Source organism: Nocardia rhizosphaerihabitans, assembly GCF_014646295.1.
GTDB lineage: Bacteria > Actinomycetota > Actinomycetes > Mycobacteriales > Mycobacteriaceae > Nocardia > Nocardia rhizosphaerihabitans.
In genome coordinates, this window is the sequence record NZ_BMNE01000004.1 from 149,573 (window position 1) to 166,068 (window position 16,496).

At 69.2% G+C, this 16,496-nt stretch carries 14 protein-coding genes; 5 read left to right on the forward strand and 9 right to left on the reverse strand.

Annotated features, from left to right (window positions below; genetic code table 11):
* Window positions 1-65: 65 nt before the first annotated feature.
* The 7 genes from IEY60_RS18270 to IEY60_RS18300 form a co-directional block, all read right to left on the reverse strand.
* Window positions 66-1,316 carry an MFS transporter gene (locus IEY60_RS18270; RefSeq protein WP_229740014.1) on the reverse strand — a complete coding sequence of 417 codons (1,251 nt, stop codon included), beginning with the start codon at window positions 1,314-1,316 and terminating at the stop codon, window positions 66-68.
* Window positions 1,317-1,335: 19 nt separating this feature from the next.
* Complete coding sequence (locus IEY60_RS18275) at window positions 1,336-1,788, reverse strand: MarR family winged helix-turn-helix transcriptional regulator (RefSeq protein ID WP_189029832.1); 453 nt, start codon at window positions 1,786-1,788, stop codon at window positions 1,336-1,338.
* Between the two features lie 127 nt (window positions 1,789-1,915).
* Window positions 1,916-2,968, reverse strand: coding sequence for an acyl-CoA dehydrogenase family protein (locus IEY60_RS18280; RefSeq protein ID WP_189029834.1), 1,053 nt, complete (start codon window positions 2,966-2,968; stop codon window positions 1,916-1,918).
* Between the two features lie 67 nt (window positions 2,969-3,035).
* Window positions 3,036-4,058 (reverse strand): acyl-CoA dehydrogenase family protein, encoded by a 1,023-nt coding sequence (locus tag IEY60_RS18285; RefSeq protein ID WP_189029836.1) that lies wholly within the window; start codon window positions 4,056-4,058, stop codon window positions 3,036-3,038.
* Window positions 4,059-4,107: 49 nt separating this feature from the next.
* Window positions 4,108-5,250, reverse strand: a complete 1,143-nt coding sequence (locus IEY60_RS18290) for an acyl-CoA dehydrogenase family protein (RefSeq protein WP_189029838.1) — start codon at window positions 5,248-5,250, stop codon at window positions 4,108-4,110.
* A complete protein-coding gene (locus tag IEY60_RS18295) occupies window positions 5,251-6,120 on the reverse strand; it encodes an enoyl-CoA hydratase (protein ID WP_189029840.1) in 870 nt (289 codons plus the stop codon). It abuts the gene before it with no gap.
* Complete coding sequence (locus IEY60_RS18300; protein ID WP_189029842.1) at window positions 6,117-7,667, reverse strand: FadD3 family acyl-CoA ligase; 1,551 nt, start codon at window positions 7,665-7,667, stop codon at window positions 6,117-6,119. The genes IEY60_RS18295 and IEY60_RS18300 overlap by 4 nt, the downstream gene beginning before the upstream one ends.
* Window positions 7,668-7,722: 55 nt before the next feature.
* Here IEY60_RS18300 and IEY60_RS18305 point away from each other — a divergent pair, with 55 nt between their 5' ends.
* The 5 genes from IEY60_RS18305 to IEY60_RS18325 all read left to right on the forward strand — a co-directional run bounded on the left by IEY60_RS18305 (window position 7,723) and on the right by IEY60_RS18325 (window position 13,706).
* On the forward strand, window positions 7,723-8,919 hold the full coding sequence (locus IEY60_RS18305) for an acyl-CoA dehydrogenase family protein (RefSeq protein WP_189029844.1): 1,197 nt from the start codon (window positions 7,723-7,725) through the stop codon (window positions 8,917-8,919).
* A complete protein-coding gene (locus IEY60_RS18310; protein ID WP_189029846.1) occupies window positions 8,916-9,713 on the forward strand; it encodes an SDR family oxidoreductase in 798 nt (265 codons plus the stop codon). The genes IEY60_RS18305 and IEY60_RS18310 overlap by 4 nt, the downstream gene beginning before the upstream one ends.
* Before the next feature lie 64 nt (window positions 9,714-9,777).
* The gene (locus IEY60_RS18315) at window positions 9,778-10,389 is read left to right on the forward strand and encodes a TetR/AcrR family transcriptional regulator (RefSeq protein WP_189029848.1); all 612 of its coding nucleotides are present in this window, start codon (window positions 9,778-9,780) and stop codon (window positions 10,387-10,389) included.
* Window positions 10,390-10,399: 10 nt separating this feature from the next.
* The gene (locus tag IEY60_RS18320) at window positions 10,400-11,590 is read left to right on the forward strand and encodes an acetyl-CoA C-acetyltransferase (protein WP_189029850.1); all 1,191 of its coding nucleotides are present in this window, start codon (window positions 10,400-10,402) and stop codon (window positions 11,588-11,590) included.
* Between the two features lie 145 nt (window positions 11,591-11,735).
* Window positions 11,736-13,706, forward strand: coding sequence for a molybdopterin-containing oxidoreductase family protein (locus IEY60_RS18325; protein WP_189029852.1), 1,971 nt, complete (start codon window positions 11,736-11,738; stop codon window positions 13,704-13,706).
* Between the two features lie 9 nt (window positions 13,707-13,715).
* On the opposite strand, the gene IEY60_RS18330 is transcribed toward IEY60_RS18325, so the two are convergent.
* On the reverse strand, window positions 13,716-14,966 hold the full coding sequence (locus tag IEY60_RS18330) for an arginine deiminase (protein ID WP_189029854.1): 1,251 nt from the start codon (window positions 14,964-14,966) through the stop codon (window positions 13,716-13,718).
* A gap of 24 nt (window positions 14,967-14,990) precedes the next feature.
* Window positions 14,991-16,430 (reverse strand): basic amino acid/polyamine antiporter, encoded by a 1,440-nt coding sequence (locus tag IEY60_RS18335; RefSeq protein WP_189029856.1) that lies wholly within the window; start codon window positions 16,428-16,430, stop codon window positions 14,991-14,993.
* Window positions 16,431-16,496: the final 66 nt, after the last annotated feature.

The following is a 16,496-nucleotide window of genomic DNA, read 5'->3' on the forward strand; positions in this document are numbered from 1 at the left end:
GCAACGGTGCCTGACCGGCGGGACAGGAGGGGCCGCGACCTCGAGCGCGCCAGCGCTCCAAGAACTCAGTCGCCGACGGTGATGGCCTGGGCTTCCTCGATGCTGTGCGGGGCCGGGTCGTGGTCGTCGATGTGGGCCAGTGCGCTGCGGCCGAGGAACAGGACCGCGACCGCGGCGGCGGTGAAGGCGGCGCCGAGCCAGAACGGCAGCGAGACGCTGTGCTCACCGAGCTTGCCCGCCACCCACGGCGCCGCGGCGCCACCGGCGAACCGGACGAAGCTGTAGGCCGCCGAGGCGGTGGAACGCTCGACCGGCGCGGAGATCATCACGGCCTCGGTGATCAGCGTGTTGTTCACGCCGAGGAACAGGCCCGCGATGACGACGCCGACGATCAGCACGATCTTGTGCTCGGCGAACATGCCCATCACCGCGAGATCCGCGGCGAACAGGGCAAGCGAGAGCGCCATCATCGGCAGGGTGCCGAAGCGCGCCTGCAGTCTCGGCGCGAGGAACACCGAGGCCAGCGCGAGCAGGATGCCCCAGCCGCAGAAGATGAAGCCGATCGCGTAGGTACCCATGTCCAGCGGGAACGGGGTGTAGGCGAGCAGGGTGAAGAAGCCGAAGTTGTAGAGCAGCGCGGTGATGCTGACCGTCAGCAGGCCCCTGTGCCGCAGTGCCTTGAACGGCGCGGTGATCGAGGTCGGCTCGGCCGGTTTGGGCATCTCGGGCAGCAGCACGACGATCGCGACGAAGGCGATGGCCATCAGCACCGACACACCGAAGAACGGTCCGCGCCAGCTGATGCCGCCGAGCAGACCACCCAGCAGTGGACCGGTCGCGATGCCGATACCGAGCGCGGCCTCGTAGAGGATGATCGCCTTGGCGACGCCGCCGGTGGCCGCGCCGACGATGGTGGCCAGCGCGGTCGCGATGAACAGCGCGTTGCCCAGACCCCAGCCCGCGCGGAAGCCGATGATCTCGCCGATCGTGCTCGACATGCCCGCCAGTGCGGCGAACACCACGATGATCGCCAGGCCGGACAGCAGCGTCTTCTTGGCGCCGAAGCGGCTGGAGATGACACCGGTGATCAGCATGGCCACACCGGTGACTGCCATGTAGCTGGTGAACAGCAGCGAGACCTGCGACGGGCTCGCGTGCAGCTGTTCGCCGATCGGCTTGAGAATGGGATCGACGAGGCCGATGCCCATGAACGCGATCACGCTCGCGAAGGCGACGGCCCAGACGGCTTTGGGCTGTCCGGACGGGGTGGTGGCTGCGGCGGCGGTGTCGTCGTCGGCGCGAGTCAACTCGGGGATGCTCACTGGCGCTCCTGCTTCACTGATGACCGCGGGCAACCGCACGCAGGGCTGTCAGCAGGTCGTTCATGTCGGTGTCGAGCCGGATCAGGCGATCGAGATCGAAATCGGCCAGTCCGGGAGCCATGGCGGCCGCGAAGGCGCGCCTGGCCTCGACGAGGCGGTTCCGGCCCGCCGGGGTCAGTTCGATGAGAACCGCCCTGGAGTCCTGCGGGTCTCTGGTGCGGGAGGCGAAGCCGTCGGCGACGAGCCGACCGATCAGCGCCGTTGCCGCCGGTTGGGAACATCGATCGATCCGGGCGAAGTCGCTGACCCGCAGGCCACCGTGTTCGTCGAGCACGGCGAGGGCGCGCAGAACCGCGCGGGGCAGATCGTCGTCGCTGATCGTCCCGGCGAGCCGGGTGAGCCGACCGGCAGTGACCAACAGGTCGACCACGATGTCGTCCGGGGAGGGCTGCTCTGTGGGCTGCACGAAGGATATTATTGCATAAGCTAACTATCTAAACCCAGCGATCGGCGACTCGGGGCTGGTGACATCTCGCACAACACGCCGAAAGCCCCGGCCGCGGGGGCGCGACCAGGGCTTTCGATGGGCGCGGTCAGGCAGCCGCGACCGGACGGCGGCCGGTGCCGAAGAGCTCGGCGGTGGCGTGTGCCCGCTTGAAATAGAGGTGGGCGTCGTGTTCCCAGGTGATGGCGATGCCGCCGTGCAACTGGATCGTCTCGGCGGCCACGTGGGAGAAGGCCTGGGTGCAATGCTTACGGGCGACGTAGACGTCCTCGGCGGCCGAGTCACTGTTCTCGGCCACGGCCTGCGCCGCCGCCAGCGCGGTCGACTCGGCCGACTCCACCAGCACGTACATATCGGCCATCCGGTGCTTGAGCGCCTGGAAACTGCCGATCGGCCTGCCGAACTGCACCCGCGAGGCCGTGTATTCGACGGTCATCTCCAGGCAGTGCCTCGCGGCGCCGACCTGCTCTGCGGCGAGTGCGGCCCACGCGATCTCGCGCAGGCGTGTCCGCAGGGCGGCGGGGTCGCCCGAGCCGATCCGCATCGCCGGGGTGTCGGTGAAGGTGATGACGGCCAGCTTGCGGGTGGGGTCGAGGCCCGGCGTCGGGGCGACGACCACGCCGGGAGCGTCGGCCGTTGTCTCGAACAGGCCGTCGTCGGTGAGGACGAGCAGCAGATCGGCCTGGGCACCGTGCAGCACGTAATGCGCTGCGCCGGTGAGCTTCCCGTCGCTCGCGCGCACGCCCGCGGAGTCCCAGCCGCCGGCGTCGGCCCAGCACAGCGCCGCCGTGCGCGAACCCTCGGCCAGATCCGGCAGCAGCCGAGCGCAGGCCTGCTCGTCACCCGAGTTCAGGATCGCCTGCACCCCGAGCACGGCCGACCCGAGCATCGGCACCCCGGCCAGGGTGCGGCCCAATTCGCCCACCACCATCAGCGATTCGACCAGCCCGGCGCCGGCGCCACCCCATTCCTCGGGCACCGCGAGCGCGGCGACACCGACCTGCTCGCACAGCATGGTCCACAGCTTCGGGTCGTACCCGAGGTCGGTGTCCATGGCCGCGCGCACCGCGGCGGGCGTGGCGTGCTTGGCCAGCAGGGCGCGGACGGAGGTGCGGAATTCGAGTAGTTCATTCGATGACATGGGGTTCCTCGGCAGAGTCGGTGGTGGTCACCGCGTCGGTGGGTACGGGGAGTGGCATCCGCTCGCCTCAGACCGCCGCGGGTTCGGCCGCGCGCAGCGCGTCCGCGATGCGGCCGCGGTGGAAATCGGCGGTGCCCCAGGCGGTGCGCAGGGCCGCCACCCTGGTGATCCACAGCGACAGGTCGCATTCGGCGGTGTAGCCGATCGCGCCGTGCACCTGCAGACCGGCGCGGGATGCGCGGTGGGCGGCATCGCCGCAGGCCACGATGGCCGCCGACACATCGCGGGCGCGATCGTCGGAGTCCAGCGTGAGGGCGGCGCGGTAGAGCAGCGGCTCGGCCAGATCCAGCGCGATCAGCACGTCGGCGAGCTGCTGCTTGACCGCCTGGAATTCGCCGATCGCGCGGCCGAACTGCTTGCGCTGCTTGGCATAGGTGGTGGTTTGGTCCAGCAGCGCGCGGCCCGCGCCGAGCAGCTGCGCCGCGGTCGCGAGAACACCCAGATCGACGGCGTAGGAGATGGCGTCGGCGGCGTCGTCGGCCACCAGTTCGCCCGCGCCGACCGGGGACAGCCTGCGCGCCGGGTCGATCGACCGCAACGGGTCGCCGGGTGCGTCGGTGCGCACGCCGAGCGAGACCCGGTCGCCCGTCGCGAGCAGCACGAGGTCGGCGGTGTCGGCGTCGAGCGCGATGCCGGGCAGCGTGCCCGTGTCGGTGAGCGCGATGGTGCCGAGCAGCCCACCGCCCGCCAGCGCGGGCAGCCACCGCTGGGCGGCGGTCGCGTCCGGAAGACGTTGCAGCAGGGCCGGAATCACCGCCGCGGATTCGGTGACCGGGCCGGGCACGCCGGCCCGGCCGAGCTCGACCAGCGCGACGACGAGATCGACCGCGGTCGCGTCGGCGCCGTCGTACTCGTCGGCGACGACGAGCCCGAACACGCCTGCCTCGGCGACCTGGCGCAGGACGGCCGTGCCCTTGGCGGTGTCGCCCGCGGCCCACGCGCGGGTCGCCGTCGGCACCTGCGCGGCGTCGAGGACCTTGCGCAGTTCGGCGGCGAAATCGAGTTGTTCGGTGCTGAGGGCGAACTTCATCGCAGGCCTCCTGTGCTCGGACGGGCGAAGGCGCCCGGTGCGTCGACGGTCATCGCTTGCTCTCCCGCGGCAGGCCGAGGATGCGCTCGGCGATGATGTTGCGCTGGATCTCGTTGGTGCCCGCGTAGATCGGGCCCGACAGCGAGAACAGGTAGCCTTCGGTCCACTTGCCGGTCAGCTCGGCGGCGGGGCCGAGCAGGTCGAGCGCCGTCTGGTGCATGGCGATGTCGAGTTCGGACCAGTACACCTTGGTGATCGAGGATTCCGCGCCGAGCTGACCGCCGTCGGTCAGCCGGGTGACGGTGCCGAAGGTGTGCAGGCGGTAGGCCTCGCTACCGATCCAGGCGTCCACCACGGCATTGCGCGCGGCGGTGTCGGTGGGTTCGGTCGTCTCGGTCCACAGGTCGATCAGCCGCTGCGCGGTCGCGCTGAAGCGGCCGGGGCTGCGCAGCGACAGGCCGCGCTCGTTGCTCGAGGTCGCCATCGCGACCCGCCAGCCCTCGTTCGGCGCGCCGATGACGTCGCGATCGGGGACGAAGACGTCGTCGAGGAAGATCTCGGCGAACCCGGGCTCGCCGTCGAGCTGCGGGATCGGCCGCACGCTCACGCCGTCGGCGGAGAGCGGGAACATCACGTAGGTCAGGCCGTGATGACGCTGCGCCTCGGGATCGCTGCGGAACAGGCCGAAGGCCCAATCCGCGAAGGTGGCGCGCGAGCTCCAGGTCTTCTGGCCGTTGAGGATCCAGCCGCCCTCGGTGCGCCGCGCGGTCGAGCGCAGGCTCGCCAGGTCGCTGCCGGATTCGGGCTCGGACCAGGCCTGCGCCCAGATGTCGTCACCGCGCGCCATCCGCGGCAGGATCCGGGCCAGCTGCTCCTCGGTGCCGTGCTCGAACAGGGTCGGCGCGAGCAGGAAGATGCCGTTCTGGGCGACGCGCCCCGGCGCACCCGCCGCGTAGTACTCCTGCTCGAACAGCACCCACTCGAGGATGGAGGCGTCGCGGCCGCCGTACTCGGTGGGCCACGACACCGCCGAGAGGCGAGCCTCGGCCAGCGTGGCCTCCCAGGCGCGATGGGCTTCGAAGCCCGCCGCGGTGTCCATGGACGGCAGTGGTTCGCTGGGGACGTTGGCGGCGAGGAACTCGCGCACCTCCAGCTGGAACTCCCGTACTGCCGGGTCGATCTCGAGGTCCACTTACTTCGTCCCGTTCTGTTCGGTCGCGGCGCCCTTCATCGAGCGGGCGGTCATCCCGCCGAGCGAATCGGCGCCGACTTCGGCATTGTGCGCGTGCGCGAAATGGTGCAGCCCGAAGACCGAATCCATCCCGGAGCGCATTCCCATCAGGTCTTCGGCCTGGTTGACGGCCTTCTTGGTGAGCGCGAGCCCGAATTGCGGCATGGCGGAGATCTTCTCGGCCAGCGCCATCACCTCGGACTCGAGTTCCGCGCGCGGCACGACCCGGTTGACCATGCCCCACTCCTTGGCCTGGGCAGCGTCGAACCGGTCACCGGTGAACAGGAACTCCTTGGCGGCGCGCGGACCCATCACCCACGGATGCGCGAAGTACTCCACACCCGGAATGCCCATCCGGACAACGGGATCGGAGAAGAACGCGTCATCGGAGCAGACGATCAGATCGCACACCCAGGCCAGCATCAGCCCGCCGGCGATGCAGGCGCCCTGCACCATCGCGACGGTCGGCTTGGGGATCTCCCGCCAGCGGCGGCACATGCCCAGGTACACCTCGGACTCGCGGGCGAAGCGCTGATCGCCGCCCGCGCGGTCGACGTGGTCCCACCACAGCGCGGCCTTGTTCTCGTAGTGCACATCGTGGTCGCGCCCCGGCGTGCCGATGTCGTGGCCCGCGCTGAAGTGTTTCCCGTTGCCCGCCAGCACGATCACCTTGACCTCGGGGTCCTCGACGGCCCGCACGAACGCGGCGTCGAGGGCGTAGGTCATCTTCGAGTTCTGCGCGTTACGGAACTCGGGCCGGTTCATGGTGACCACGGCGACCGACCCGCGCACCTCGTAGGTGACGACCTCGGTTTCGGTTTCGGGACTCACGACTTCTCCTCACGTAGCTCACGCTTGAGCACCTTGCCCGCCGCGCTGTAGGGCAGCTGGTCGCGGAACTCCACGAGCCGGGGCACTTTGAAATTGGCCAATGTGGATGCGGCGAAGGCGATCACCTCGTCCTCTGTCAGCGTCGAGCCTGCCCGCCGGACGACGACCGCCTTGCCGACCTCGCCCATCCGCTCGTCCGGCACACCGATGACCGCCGACTCGGCGACGCCGTCGAGCCGGGCCAGGGTCTGCTCGATCTCGGCGGGGTACACGTTGAACCCGCCGGTGATGTACATGTCCTTGAGCCGGTCGGTGATCTTCAGGTAGCCACGCTCGTCGACGATGCCGATGTCGCCGGTGTGCAGCCAGCCGTCGGCGTCGATCGCCTCGGCGGTGGCCTCGGGATCGTCGAGATAGCCGAGCATCACGTTGGGGCCGCGCAGCAGTACCTCGCCGGCCTCGGACAGGCGCAGTTCGAAGTCGGCGATCGGCCCGCCGCAGGTGTTGGCGATGGTGGCCGCGTCGTCGTCGGGTCGGCACATGGTGCCGAAACCGGCCGACTCGGACAGGCCGTAGGCGGTGATGACCACCTCGAAGTCGAGATCGTCGCGCATCCGCTCGATCAGCACCACCGGCACCGTCGCCGCGCCGGTCACCGCCACCCGCAACGACGACAGGTCGCGCTCGCCACGCTGGGGATGCTCGAGGATGGTCTGGTAGATCGTCGGCGGACCGGTCAGCACGGTGATCCGCTCGGACTCGATCAGCGCCAGCGCTGCGGGCACGTCGAAGGTGGCCTGCGGCACGATCGTGGCCCCGGTGACCAGGCAGGCGAGAATGCCCGCCTTGTAGCCGAAGTTGTGGAAGAACGGCGGGATCATCAGGTAGCGATCGCCCGTGCGCAGCGTCGAGCACTCGACCCAGCCGCGCACGACGCCCAGTGCCTGCCGGTGCGCGACGAGCGTGCCCTTGCTGCGGCCGGTGGTGCCGGAGGTGAACAGGATGTCGGAGATGTCGTCGGGGGAGACCGCGTTCGCCCGTTCCTCGCCCGCCTCGGCGGAGACGGTGTCGGCCAGGTCGAGCAGCGCCGACCAGGTCAGCGACGCGTCGTCGGCGGGGGAGTCGCCCTCGACCGGAATCACCACGACGGTGCCGATCTTCAGTTCCGGCGCCGCCGCGCGCAGTTCGGCCGCGCGATCGCGCCCGAGGAACGGCCCGGCGACGAACAGCGCCTTCGCGTCCACCCGGACCAGCACGTCGGCCGCCTCGGCGGCGACATAGCGGGTGTTGAGCGGAACCAGAGCGGCGCCGACCGAGTGCGCGGCCAGCGCCGCAATCACCCAGTGGTGGGTATTGGGCGCCCACATCGCGACCCGGTCACCGGGGGCGATGCCGCGGGCGATCAGCGCGCGCGCCGCGATCCGGACCTGGTCGAGTAGCTCGGCCCAGGTCAGGCGGGTCGCGCCGTCGATCAGGGCCGGCTCGTGCGGATGCGCCGCGGCGACGTCTCGCAGTGCCTGCGGGGTGGTCTGTGCAGGGGTTGTCACGGGGTCCTCACCAATCGGCTAACAAAGCAAGTGCTTGGTAGGTTATCCTACCGGCGTGGGCGTGATCCAGACCTCAGATTCCGATACCGCGACCTCCGACGCGGAGTTTTGCGCGGAAATACGCGACTGGCTGGCCGAAAACCTGGCCGGGGAGTTCCGTGACCTGCGTGGCACCGGCGGGCCGGGGCGCGAGCACGAGTTCTTCGAAGAGCGGCTGGCCTGGGACCGGCACCTCGCCGCGGCGGGCTGGACCTGCCTGGGCTGGCCGGTCGAATGGGGCGGCCGCGGCGCCAGCGTGCGCCAGCAGGTCATCTTCCACGAGGAGTACGCGAAGGCCGACGCGCCCGCGCGGGTCTCGCACGTGGGCGAGGAACTGCTCGGCCCGACCCTGCTGGCCTTCGGCACCGAAGAGCAGAAGAAGCGCTTCCTGCCGGGCGTGCGCTCGGTGAGCGAGCTGTGGTGCCAGGGCTACTCCGAACCGGGCGCAGGCTCCGACCTGGCCGCGGTGAGCACCACCGCGCGCCTGGACGGCGACCGCTGGGTGATCAACGGCCAGAAGATCTGGACCTCGCTCGCGCACGTCGCCGACTGGTGCTTCGTCATCGCGCGCACCGAGAAGGGGTCGAGCAGGCACAAGGGCCTGTCCTACCTCCTGGTGCCGATGAATCAGCCGGGCATCGAGGTGCGCCCGATCGAGCAGCTCACCGGCACCTCCGAATTCAACGAGGTGTTCTTCGACGACGCCGTCACCGAGGCGGGCCTGGTCGTCGGCGAGCCGGGCGACGGCTGGCGCATCGCCATGGGGACGCTGACCTTCGAGCGTGGCATCTCCACGCTCGGCCAGCAGATCCGCTTCGCCCGCGAACTCGCCGACATCGAGGCACTGGCCCGGCGGACCGGCGCGGCGGACGACCCGCTGATCGCCGAGCGCATCGACAACGCCTGGGTCGGCCTTCGGGTACTGCGCGCGCACGCGCTGCGCACCATGAGCGAGGACGTCGACGATGCCGGTGGCGCGTCGGTCTCGAAGTTGTTGTGGGGCAACTGGCATCGCGGACTCGGCGAACTCGCCATGGCGGTGCAGGGCGCCGCCGGGCTGGTCCTCGGCCCCGAAGACAACCCAGACATGACCGCATGGCAGCGGCTGTACCTGTTCAGCCGCGCCGACACGATCTATGGAGGTTCGAACGAAGTGCAGCGCAACATCATCGCCGAGCGTGTGCTCGGCCTGCCGCGGGAGGCCCGCCCGTGACCGGCCCGCTGTCCGTCCCGCCTCCGTCCATCCCCGGCCACGGCCTGCTGACCGGCCGCAAGGCCGTCATCACCGCCGCGGCGGGCACCGGCATCGGCTCGGCCACCGCCCGCAGGCTGCTGGAAGAGGGCGCTGACGTCGTCGTCTCCGACTGGCACGAGCGCAGGCTCACCGAGACCGCCGAGCTGCTCGCCAAGGAATTCCCCGAGCGCAAGGTCGGCGCGGTGGTCTGCGATGTCCGCGACACCGCGCAGGTGAACCAGCTGCTCACCGATGCCGCCGCCGAACTCGGCCGGATCGACATCATGGTCAACAACGCGGGCCTCGGCGGCGAGACGCCGGTGGTCGACATGACCGACGAGCAGTGGGATCAGGTCCTCGACATCACCCTGACCGGCACTTTCCGCTGCACCCGTGCCGCGCTCGGGTACTTCCGGTCCGCCGGCCATGGCGGCGTGATCGTCAACAACGCCAGCGTGCTCGGCTGGCGCGCCCAGCACGGCCAGGCGCACTACGCCGCGGCCAAGGCGGGCGTGATGGCGCTGACCAGGTGCAGCGCGGTGGAAGCCGCCGAGTTCGGTGTTCGGATCAACGCCGTCGCGCCGAGCATCGCGCGGCATCCGTTCCTGGACAAGGTCAGTTCCTCGGAGCTGCTCGACGCGCTCAGTGAACGCGAGGCCTTCGGCCGCGCGGCCGAGCCTTGGGAAGTCGCGGCGACGATCGCCATGCTGGCCAGTGACTACACCTCGTACCTGACCGGTGAGGTGGTCTCGGTGAGTAGTCAGCGCGCATGATGAGCGGGCGCGAGCGTGCGGAGTTTCCGCGAACCAAGCAAATGCTTGGTTGTAGGATGACGTTGTGACCGCATCCGACACCGTGAAACGTACTCGCCGCGACGAACTCCTGGACCTCGCCGCGAACCTGTTCGCCGAACGTGGACTGCGTGCCACCACCGTGCGTGACATCGCCGACTCGGCGGGGATCCTCTCCGGCAGCCTCTACCACCACTTCGACTCCAAGGAGTCGATGGTCGACGAGATCCTGCGCGGCTTCCTCGACGACCTGTTCGGCCGCTATCGCGAGATCGCGGCCGCCGGGCTCAGCTCGCGAGAGACCTTGGAAGCCTTGGTGATCGCCTCCTACGAGGCCTTCGACCGGCATCACGCCGCGGTCGCCATCTACCAGGCCGAGGCCAAGAACCTGCGCGACGTCGAACGTTTCGGCTACATCCGCGACTTCAACACCGAGTTCCGGGAGCTGTGGCACAAGGTGCTCACCGCCGGTGTCGCCGACGGCAGCTTCCGTCCCGAACTCGACGTGGAACTGGCGTTCCGCTTCCTGCGCGACACCGTGTGGGTCGCGGTCCGCTGGTACACCCCCGGTGGCCCGATCACCGTGCAAAGCCTTGCCCAGCAATATCTCACCATCGTGCTCGACGGGCTGACCGTGCCCGGGAGCACCGCGAAATAGGAGTTCCATCATGACCGCATCCGCCGAGCGCCGCCCCTACGCCCCACTACGGGAGGCCTATGTGATCGATGCGGTGCGTACCGCGGTCGGCAAGCGCGGTGGCGCGCTGGCCGAGGTGCACTCCGCCGATCTCGGCGCGGCCGCGCTGCGTGGTCTCGTCGAGCGCACCGGCATCGACCCGGCGATCGTCGACGACGTGATCGTGGGCTGTGTCGACAACCTCGGCCCGCAGGCGGGCAACATCGGCCGCACCATGTGGCTGGTCGCGGGATACCCCGAGGAGGTGCCCGGCGTCACCGTCGACCGGCAGTGCGGTTCCAGCCAGCAGGCGATCAACTTCGGCGCGCAGGCCATCATGAGCGGTACCGCCGAGGTCATCGTGGCCGGCGGCGTGCAGAACATGAGCGCCATCCCGATCGGCGCCGCCATGCTCGCGGCCAAGCCGTACGGCTTCGAGTCCTCGTTCATCGGCGCCAAGGGCTGGGACTCGCGCTACGGCACCGGCGAGGTCTCCCAGTTCAAGGGCGCCGAGATGATCGCCGAGAAGTGGGGCATCAGCCGCGAGGACATGGAGCGCTGGGCGCTGCAGAGCCATGAGCGCGCCAGGACCGCCATCGCCGAGGGCCGCTTCGACAACGAGATCGTGCCGGTCGGCGACTTCACCGTCGACCAGGGTCCGCGCGAGACCAGCCTGGAGAAGATGGCGGCGCTGCAGCCGCTGTCGGAGGGCAGCCCGCTCACCGCGGCGGTCGCCAGCCAGATCTCCGACGGCGCCAGCGCCACGCTGCTCGCCTCGGAGTGGGCGGTCAAGGAATACGGCCTCACCCCGCGCGCCCGCATCCATCACGTCAGCGCGCGTGGCGCCGACCCGATCTTCATGCTCAGCGCGCCGATCCCGGCCACTCAGTGGGCGCTGGAGAAGACCGGCCTGACCATCGACGACATCGATGTCATCGAGATCAACGAGGCCTTCGCTCCCGTGGTGCTGGCCTGGATCAAGGAGATCGGCGCCGATCCGGCGAAGGTGAACGTCAACGGCGGTGCCATCGCACTCGGTCACCCGCTCGGCGCGACCGGCGCCAAGCTGTTCGCCACGCTGCTCAACGAGCTGGAGCGGGTGAACGGCCGCTACGGCCTGCTCACCATCTGCGAGGGCGGTGGCACGGCGAACGTGACCATCATCGAGCGGCTGGGCGCGTAGCCAGGCACTTCCGATCGGCGTGGAGCCGACGACCGCACACGTCGTCGGCCCACGTTCGTCGGTGGCCAAGCTGCCGCCGAACCAACCCCGGCAGTGCCTGCGCTCGATCCGCTCCTGATGCCGGACCGGCCCGGCCGGGCCTACGATGGGCCGGGTGAAGGTGCTCGGCGCGTGCCCGCTCGACTGCCCGGACGCATGCTCGTGGGTGGTGACCGTCGAGGACGGGAAAGCCACCGGGCTGCGGGGCAACAAGGACCATCCGGTGACCCGTGGCGCGCTGTGCGTCAAGGTGAATCGGTATCTCGAGCAGGTCGGGTCACCGGACCGGCTGCGCTATCCGCTGCGCCGGGTGGGACCGAAGGGCTCCGGCCGATTCGAGCGGATCAGCTGGGACGAGGCGCTCGACGAGATCGCCACGCGGCTCACCGGCATCGTCGCCGGGTTCGGCGCCGAGGCGATCTGGCCGTTCCACGGCACCGGCAGCCTCGGCTACCTGCAGGGCCTGGAGGGCTATCCCGGCCGGCGAATGTTCAACGTGCTCGGCGCCTCGCATCACGCCGCGACGATCTGCTCGGTCGCGGGCGGCACGGGGCTGCGCTACACGCTCGGCACCTCCGGCGGCATGGACCCCGAGGACTTCGCGAGGTCGAAGCTGATCCTGCTGTGGGGCACCAACCCGCTCACCTCCGGTCACCACCTGTGGAAGTTCGTGCAGGACAGCGGCGCCTACCTGGTCTCGATCGACCCGGTGCGCACCAAGACCTCCGAACGCTGCGACGAGCACATCGCCCCGCTGCCCGGCACCGACGCCGCGCTGGCACTGGGCCTGCTGCATGTCATCGTCTCGCTCGGCGCGCAGGACGAGCGGTTCATCGCCGAGCACACCGAGGGCTGGCCCGAATTCCGCGACCGCATCACGGAATTCACCCCGGAGCGCACCGCCGCGATCACCGGCGTACCGCAGGAACAGATCGTCGCGCTCGGTGAGCGGATCGCCCGCACCAGGCCGACCGCCATCCGTGCCTCCCAGGGCATGCAGCGCCATGCCGGCGGCGGGATGGCGCTGCGGGTGCTCGCCTGCCTGCCGGGTGTCACCGGTGACTGGGCGATTCCCGGTGGTGGACTGCACTATTCGACGAGTGGGCATTTCCGGCTCGACGACGCGGCGCTGGTTCGCGACGATCTCCTGCCGCACCCGGTCCGCACGCTGTCGATGACCCGCCTCGGCGAAGCTCTGCTCGAGACCGACGATCCGCCGGTCAAGGCGCTGTTCGTGATCGGCGCCAACCCGGTCGGCTCGAACCCCGACCAGCGCAGGGCGATCGAAGGCCTCTCCCGCGACGACCTGTTCACCGTGGTGCTCGAGCATTTCGCCACCGACACCGTCGACTACGCCGACATCGTGCTGCCGGCCACGATGCAGCCCGAACACCTCGATGTCATCGCGGGCTACGGCCACCTCTACCTGGTCTGGAACGAGCCCGCCGTCGAACCGCCGGGCGAATGCCTGTCCACCACCGAGACTTTCCGCAGGCTCTCGCATCGCCTCGGCCTCACCGAACCCGCGCTGTACGACTCCGACGAGGAACTGGCCAGGCAGCTGTTGAAGGGCCACGACCTCGACCGGCTCAGGGCCGACGGATTCCTGAAGATTCAGCCCGGTTCGGTCCCGGCGGACAAGCTGCAATTCGTCTCCACGCGAGCCGAACTGGCCGGACATGACCCGTTGCCGGACTACACGCCACCGGCCGACAAGGGCGACGGGCTGGTCCTGATCTCCGCCGCCTCGCACTACTTCCTCAATACCTCGTTCGGCAGCAACCCCGAATTACGCCGCCGAGCAGGCGATTCCACGATCACCCTGCACCCCGACGACGCCGCCGCCCGCGACATCACCGACGGTGCCGCGGTGCTGGTGTCCAACGCGCGCGGCGCGTTCGAGGCGGTGGCCGAGGTGTCGGACCGGGTCAGGCCGGGCGTCGCCGCGACGACCAAGGGCCGCTGGGCCAAGTTCACCGACGGCGCCACCGTCAACGCGACCATCGCCGAACGGGATTCGGACTACGGCGGCGGCGCGGTGTTCCACGACAACCGCGTCGAGGTGCGCCCGCGCTGATCGCCCCGCTCAGAACTCGACGGCGTCGCGGATCAGCGGGCAGGTCATGCAGTGTCCGCCGCCGCGGCCGCGGCCCAGTTCGGCGCCGACGATGCTGATCACCTCGACACCTTCCTTGCGCAGGGCCGAATTGGTGTGGGTGTTGCGGTCGTAGGCGAAGACGACACCGGGTTCGACGGCGACCAGGTTGTTGCCGCTGTCCCACTGCTGGCGTTCGTTGGCGTAGTAGCCGCCGCCGGTCTCGACCACCCGCAGCTTCGGCAGGTTCAGCGAATCGGCCACCACATCGAGGAACGGTGCGGTCTCCTCGATCACCTCGACACCGGGGGCGCGGTCGCTGGGCCGCAGGGAGAACGGGTGGATGCCGTAGACGATGTCGGGGTAGACCGTGACCAGGTCGCGGTCGGCGAAGGTGAACACGGTGTCGAGATGCATCGCCGAGCGCAGCTTCGGCATTCCGGCCACGATCACCCGCTCGGCGGCGCCCGCCTCGAACAGCGACGCGGCGACCTGGGTGATCGCCTGCCGGGACGTCCGTTCGCTCATCCCGATCAGGACCACCCCGTTGCCGACGGGCATCACGTCGCCGCCCTCGAAAGTGGCCAGCCCCCAATCCTGTTCGGGATCGCCCCACCAGACCTTCGCGCCGGTGAAGTCGGGATGGAAGGCGTAGATCGCGGCCATCAGCAGCGTTTCGTCGTGCCGGGCGGGCCAGTAGAGCGGATTGAGCGTGACGCCGCCGTAGAGCCAGCAGGTGGTGTCGCGGGTGTAGAGCGTGTTCGGCAGCGGCGGCATCAGATACTCGCGGACCCCGCTCTGCTCGCGCGCCAGCGCCAGGTAACCGGAACGGAATTCGGCGGGCAGGTCCGCGGTCGCGAGTCCGCCGAGAAGGTAGGTCGCCAGGGTGCGGTCGTCGACCGACTCCAGGTAGGCCCTGGTGTCGTCGATCAGTCCGAGCCCGACCTCGTTGGCCACGATCTTGCGATCGAGAATCCAGTCCTTCGCGCCGGGCACGGCGAGGGTTTCGGCGAGCAGATTGTGGAGTTCGACCACCTCGACGCCGCGGTCGCGCATCTTGGTCATGAAGTCGAAGTGGTCGCGTTTGGCGTTCTGCACCCACAGCACATCGTCGAAGAGCAGGTCATCGCAATTGGTCGGAGTGAGCCGCTCGTGGGCCAGGCCGGGCGCGCACACCAGCACCTTGCGCAGCGTGCCGACTTCGGAATGGACGCCGAACGCGGTGGCGGGGGTTCCAGTCATTTCTGCTCCTCGGATCGGGCGGACTCAGATCGAGATGGCGCCGGTCGCCAGGCCGACGATGCCGATGACGGCGCCGAGGGCGACGGCGGCGAACAGAGCCGCCTCCCAGGGCGAGAAGACCCGCTTGCCCGCCTCGCGACGGGTCAGGGCGAACAAGATGGTGCCTGGCGCGTAGATGATGCAGGACAGCAGCAGGAATTCGAGTCCGGCCGCGACGAGCATGAACGCGGTGTAGAAGGTGGCGACGAAGGCGATGACGAGCTCTTTGGTGCGGTTGTCCGGTTCGATCTGCTCGTAGGTCTCCCTGGTGTAGGCGAGCTTGAGCGCGTAGGCCGCGGCAAGCAGGTACGGCACCAGCGACAGCGAACTGCACAGCTTGAGGGTGAAGGTGAACGCGTCGTCGGAGAACAGCGTGGTGATCAGCACGAGCTGGATCAGCACGGTGGTGAAGATCAGCGCGATCACCGGCACATCGGCGTTGTTGACCCGGGCCAGGAAAGACGGCATGTCCCGGTCTTTCGCCGCCACGAACAACACTTCGGCGGCCATCAGCGTCCAGGCCAGGTAGGCGCCGAGGACCGAGATGATCAGTCCGATGCTGATGAACCAGGCGCCCCAGGTGCCGACGGCGGATTCGAAGACCGGCGACATCGACGGCTGCTGCACCGCGGCGAGTTCGTCACGCGGCATGATGCCGAACGACACCATGGTCACCGACGCGAAAATGGCGAGCACGCTGAGGAATCCGAGCACAGTGGCGCGGCCGATGTCCTCGCGCTTGCGCGCGTACCTGGAGTACACGCTCGCGCCCTCGATGCCGAGGAACACGAAGACCGTCACCAGCATCGTCGAACGCACCTGTTCGACCAGCGATTCGGAATACGCGTCGCCGCCCCAGAAGTTGTCGGCGAAGACACCGGGGTCGAAGAAGAACAGCAGCACCACGATGAACACCAGGATCGGCACCAGCTTGGCCACGGTGACGATCTGGTTGATGGCGGCGGCCTCCTGGACCCCGCGCAGCACCATGAAATGGAAGGCCCAGATGCACACCGTCGACAGCAGCACCGCGGGAACGGTGTTGCCCTCGCCGAAGATGGGCAGCACCTGCCCGAGGGTGGACTTGATCAGCACCCAGTAGCTGACATTGCCGACACAGGCGCTGGCCCAGTATCCGAACGCGGAGAAGAAGCCGAGGTACTCACCGAAGCCGGCCTTGGCGTAGGCGTAGACACCGGCGTCGAGGTCTGGTTTGCGCACGGCCAGCGCCTGGAAGACGAACGCCAGCATCAGCATTCCGGTGCCCGCGATCGTCCAGGCGATGATCGCGCCGAATCCGCCGGTGGCCTGCCCGAAGTTGCGCGGTAGCGAGAAGACGCCCGCGCCGACCATGGAGCCGACCACCATCGCCGACAAGGTCAGCAACGGCATCTTCTTCGTCGCTGTCTGTTCCGAGGCTGTCATCGCGCTACTCCTCCGGATCGGTATCGGCGACGAGGCGGACGCGGGCCGACGAGGCGGCGACAAGGG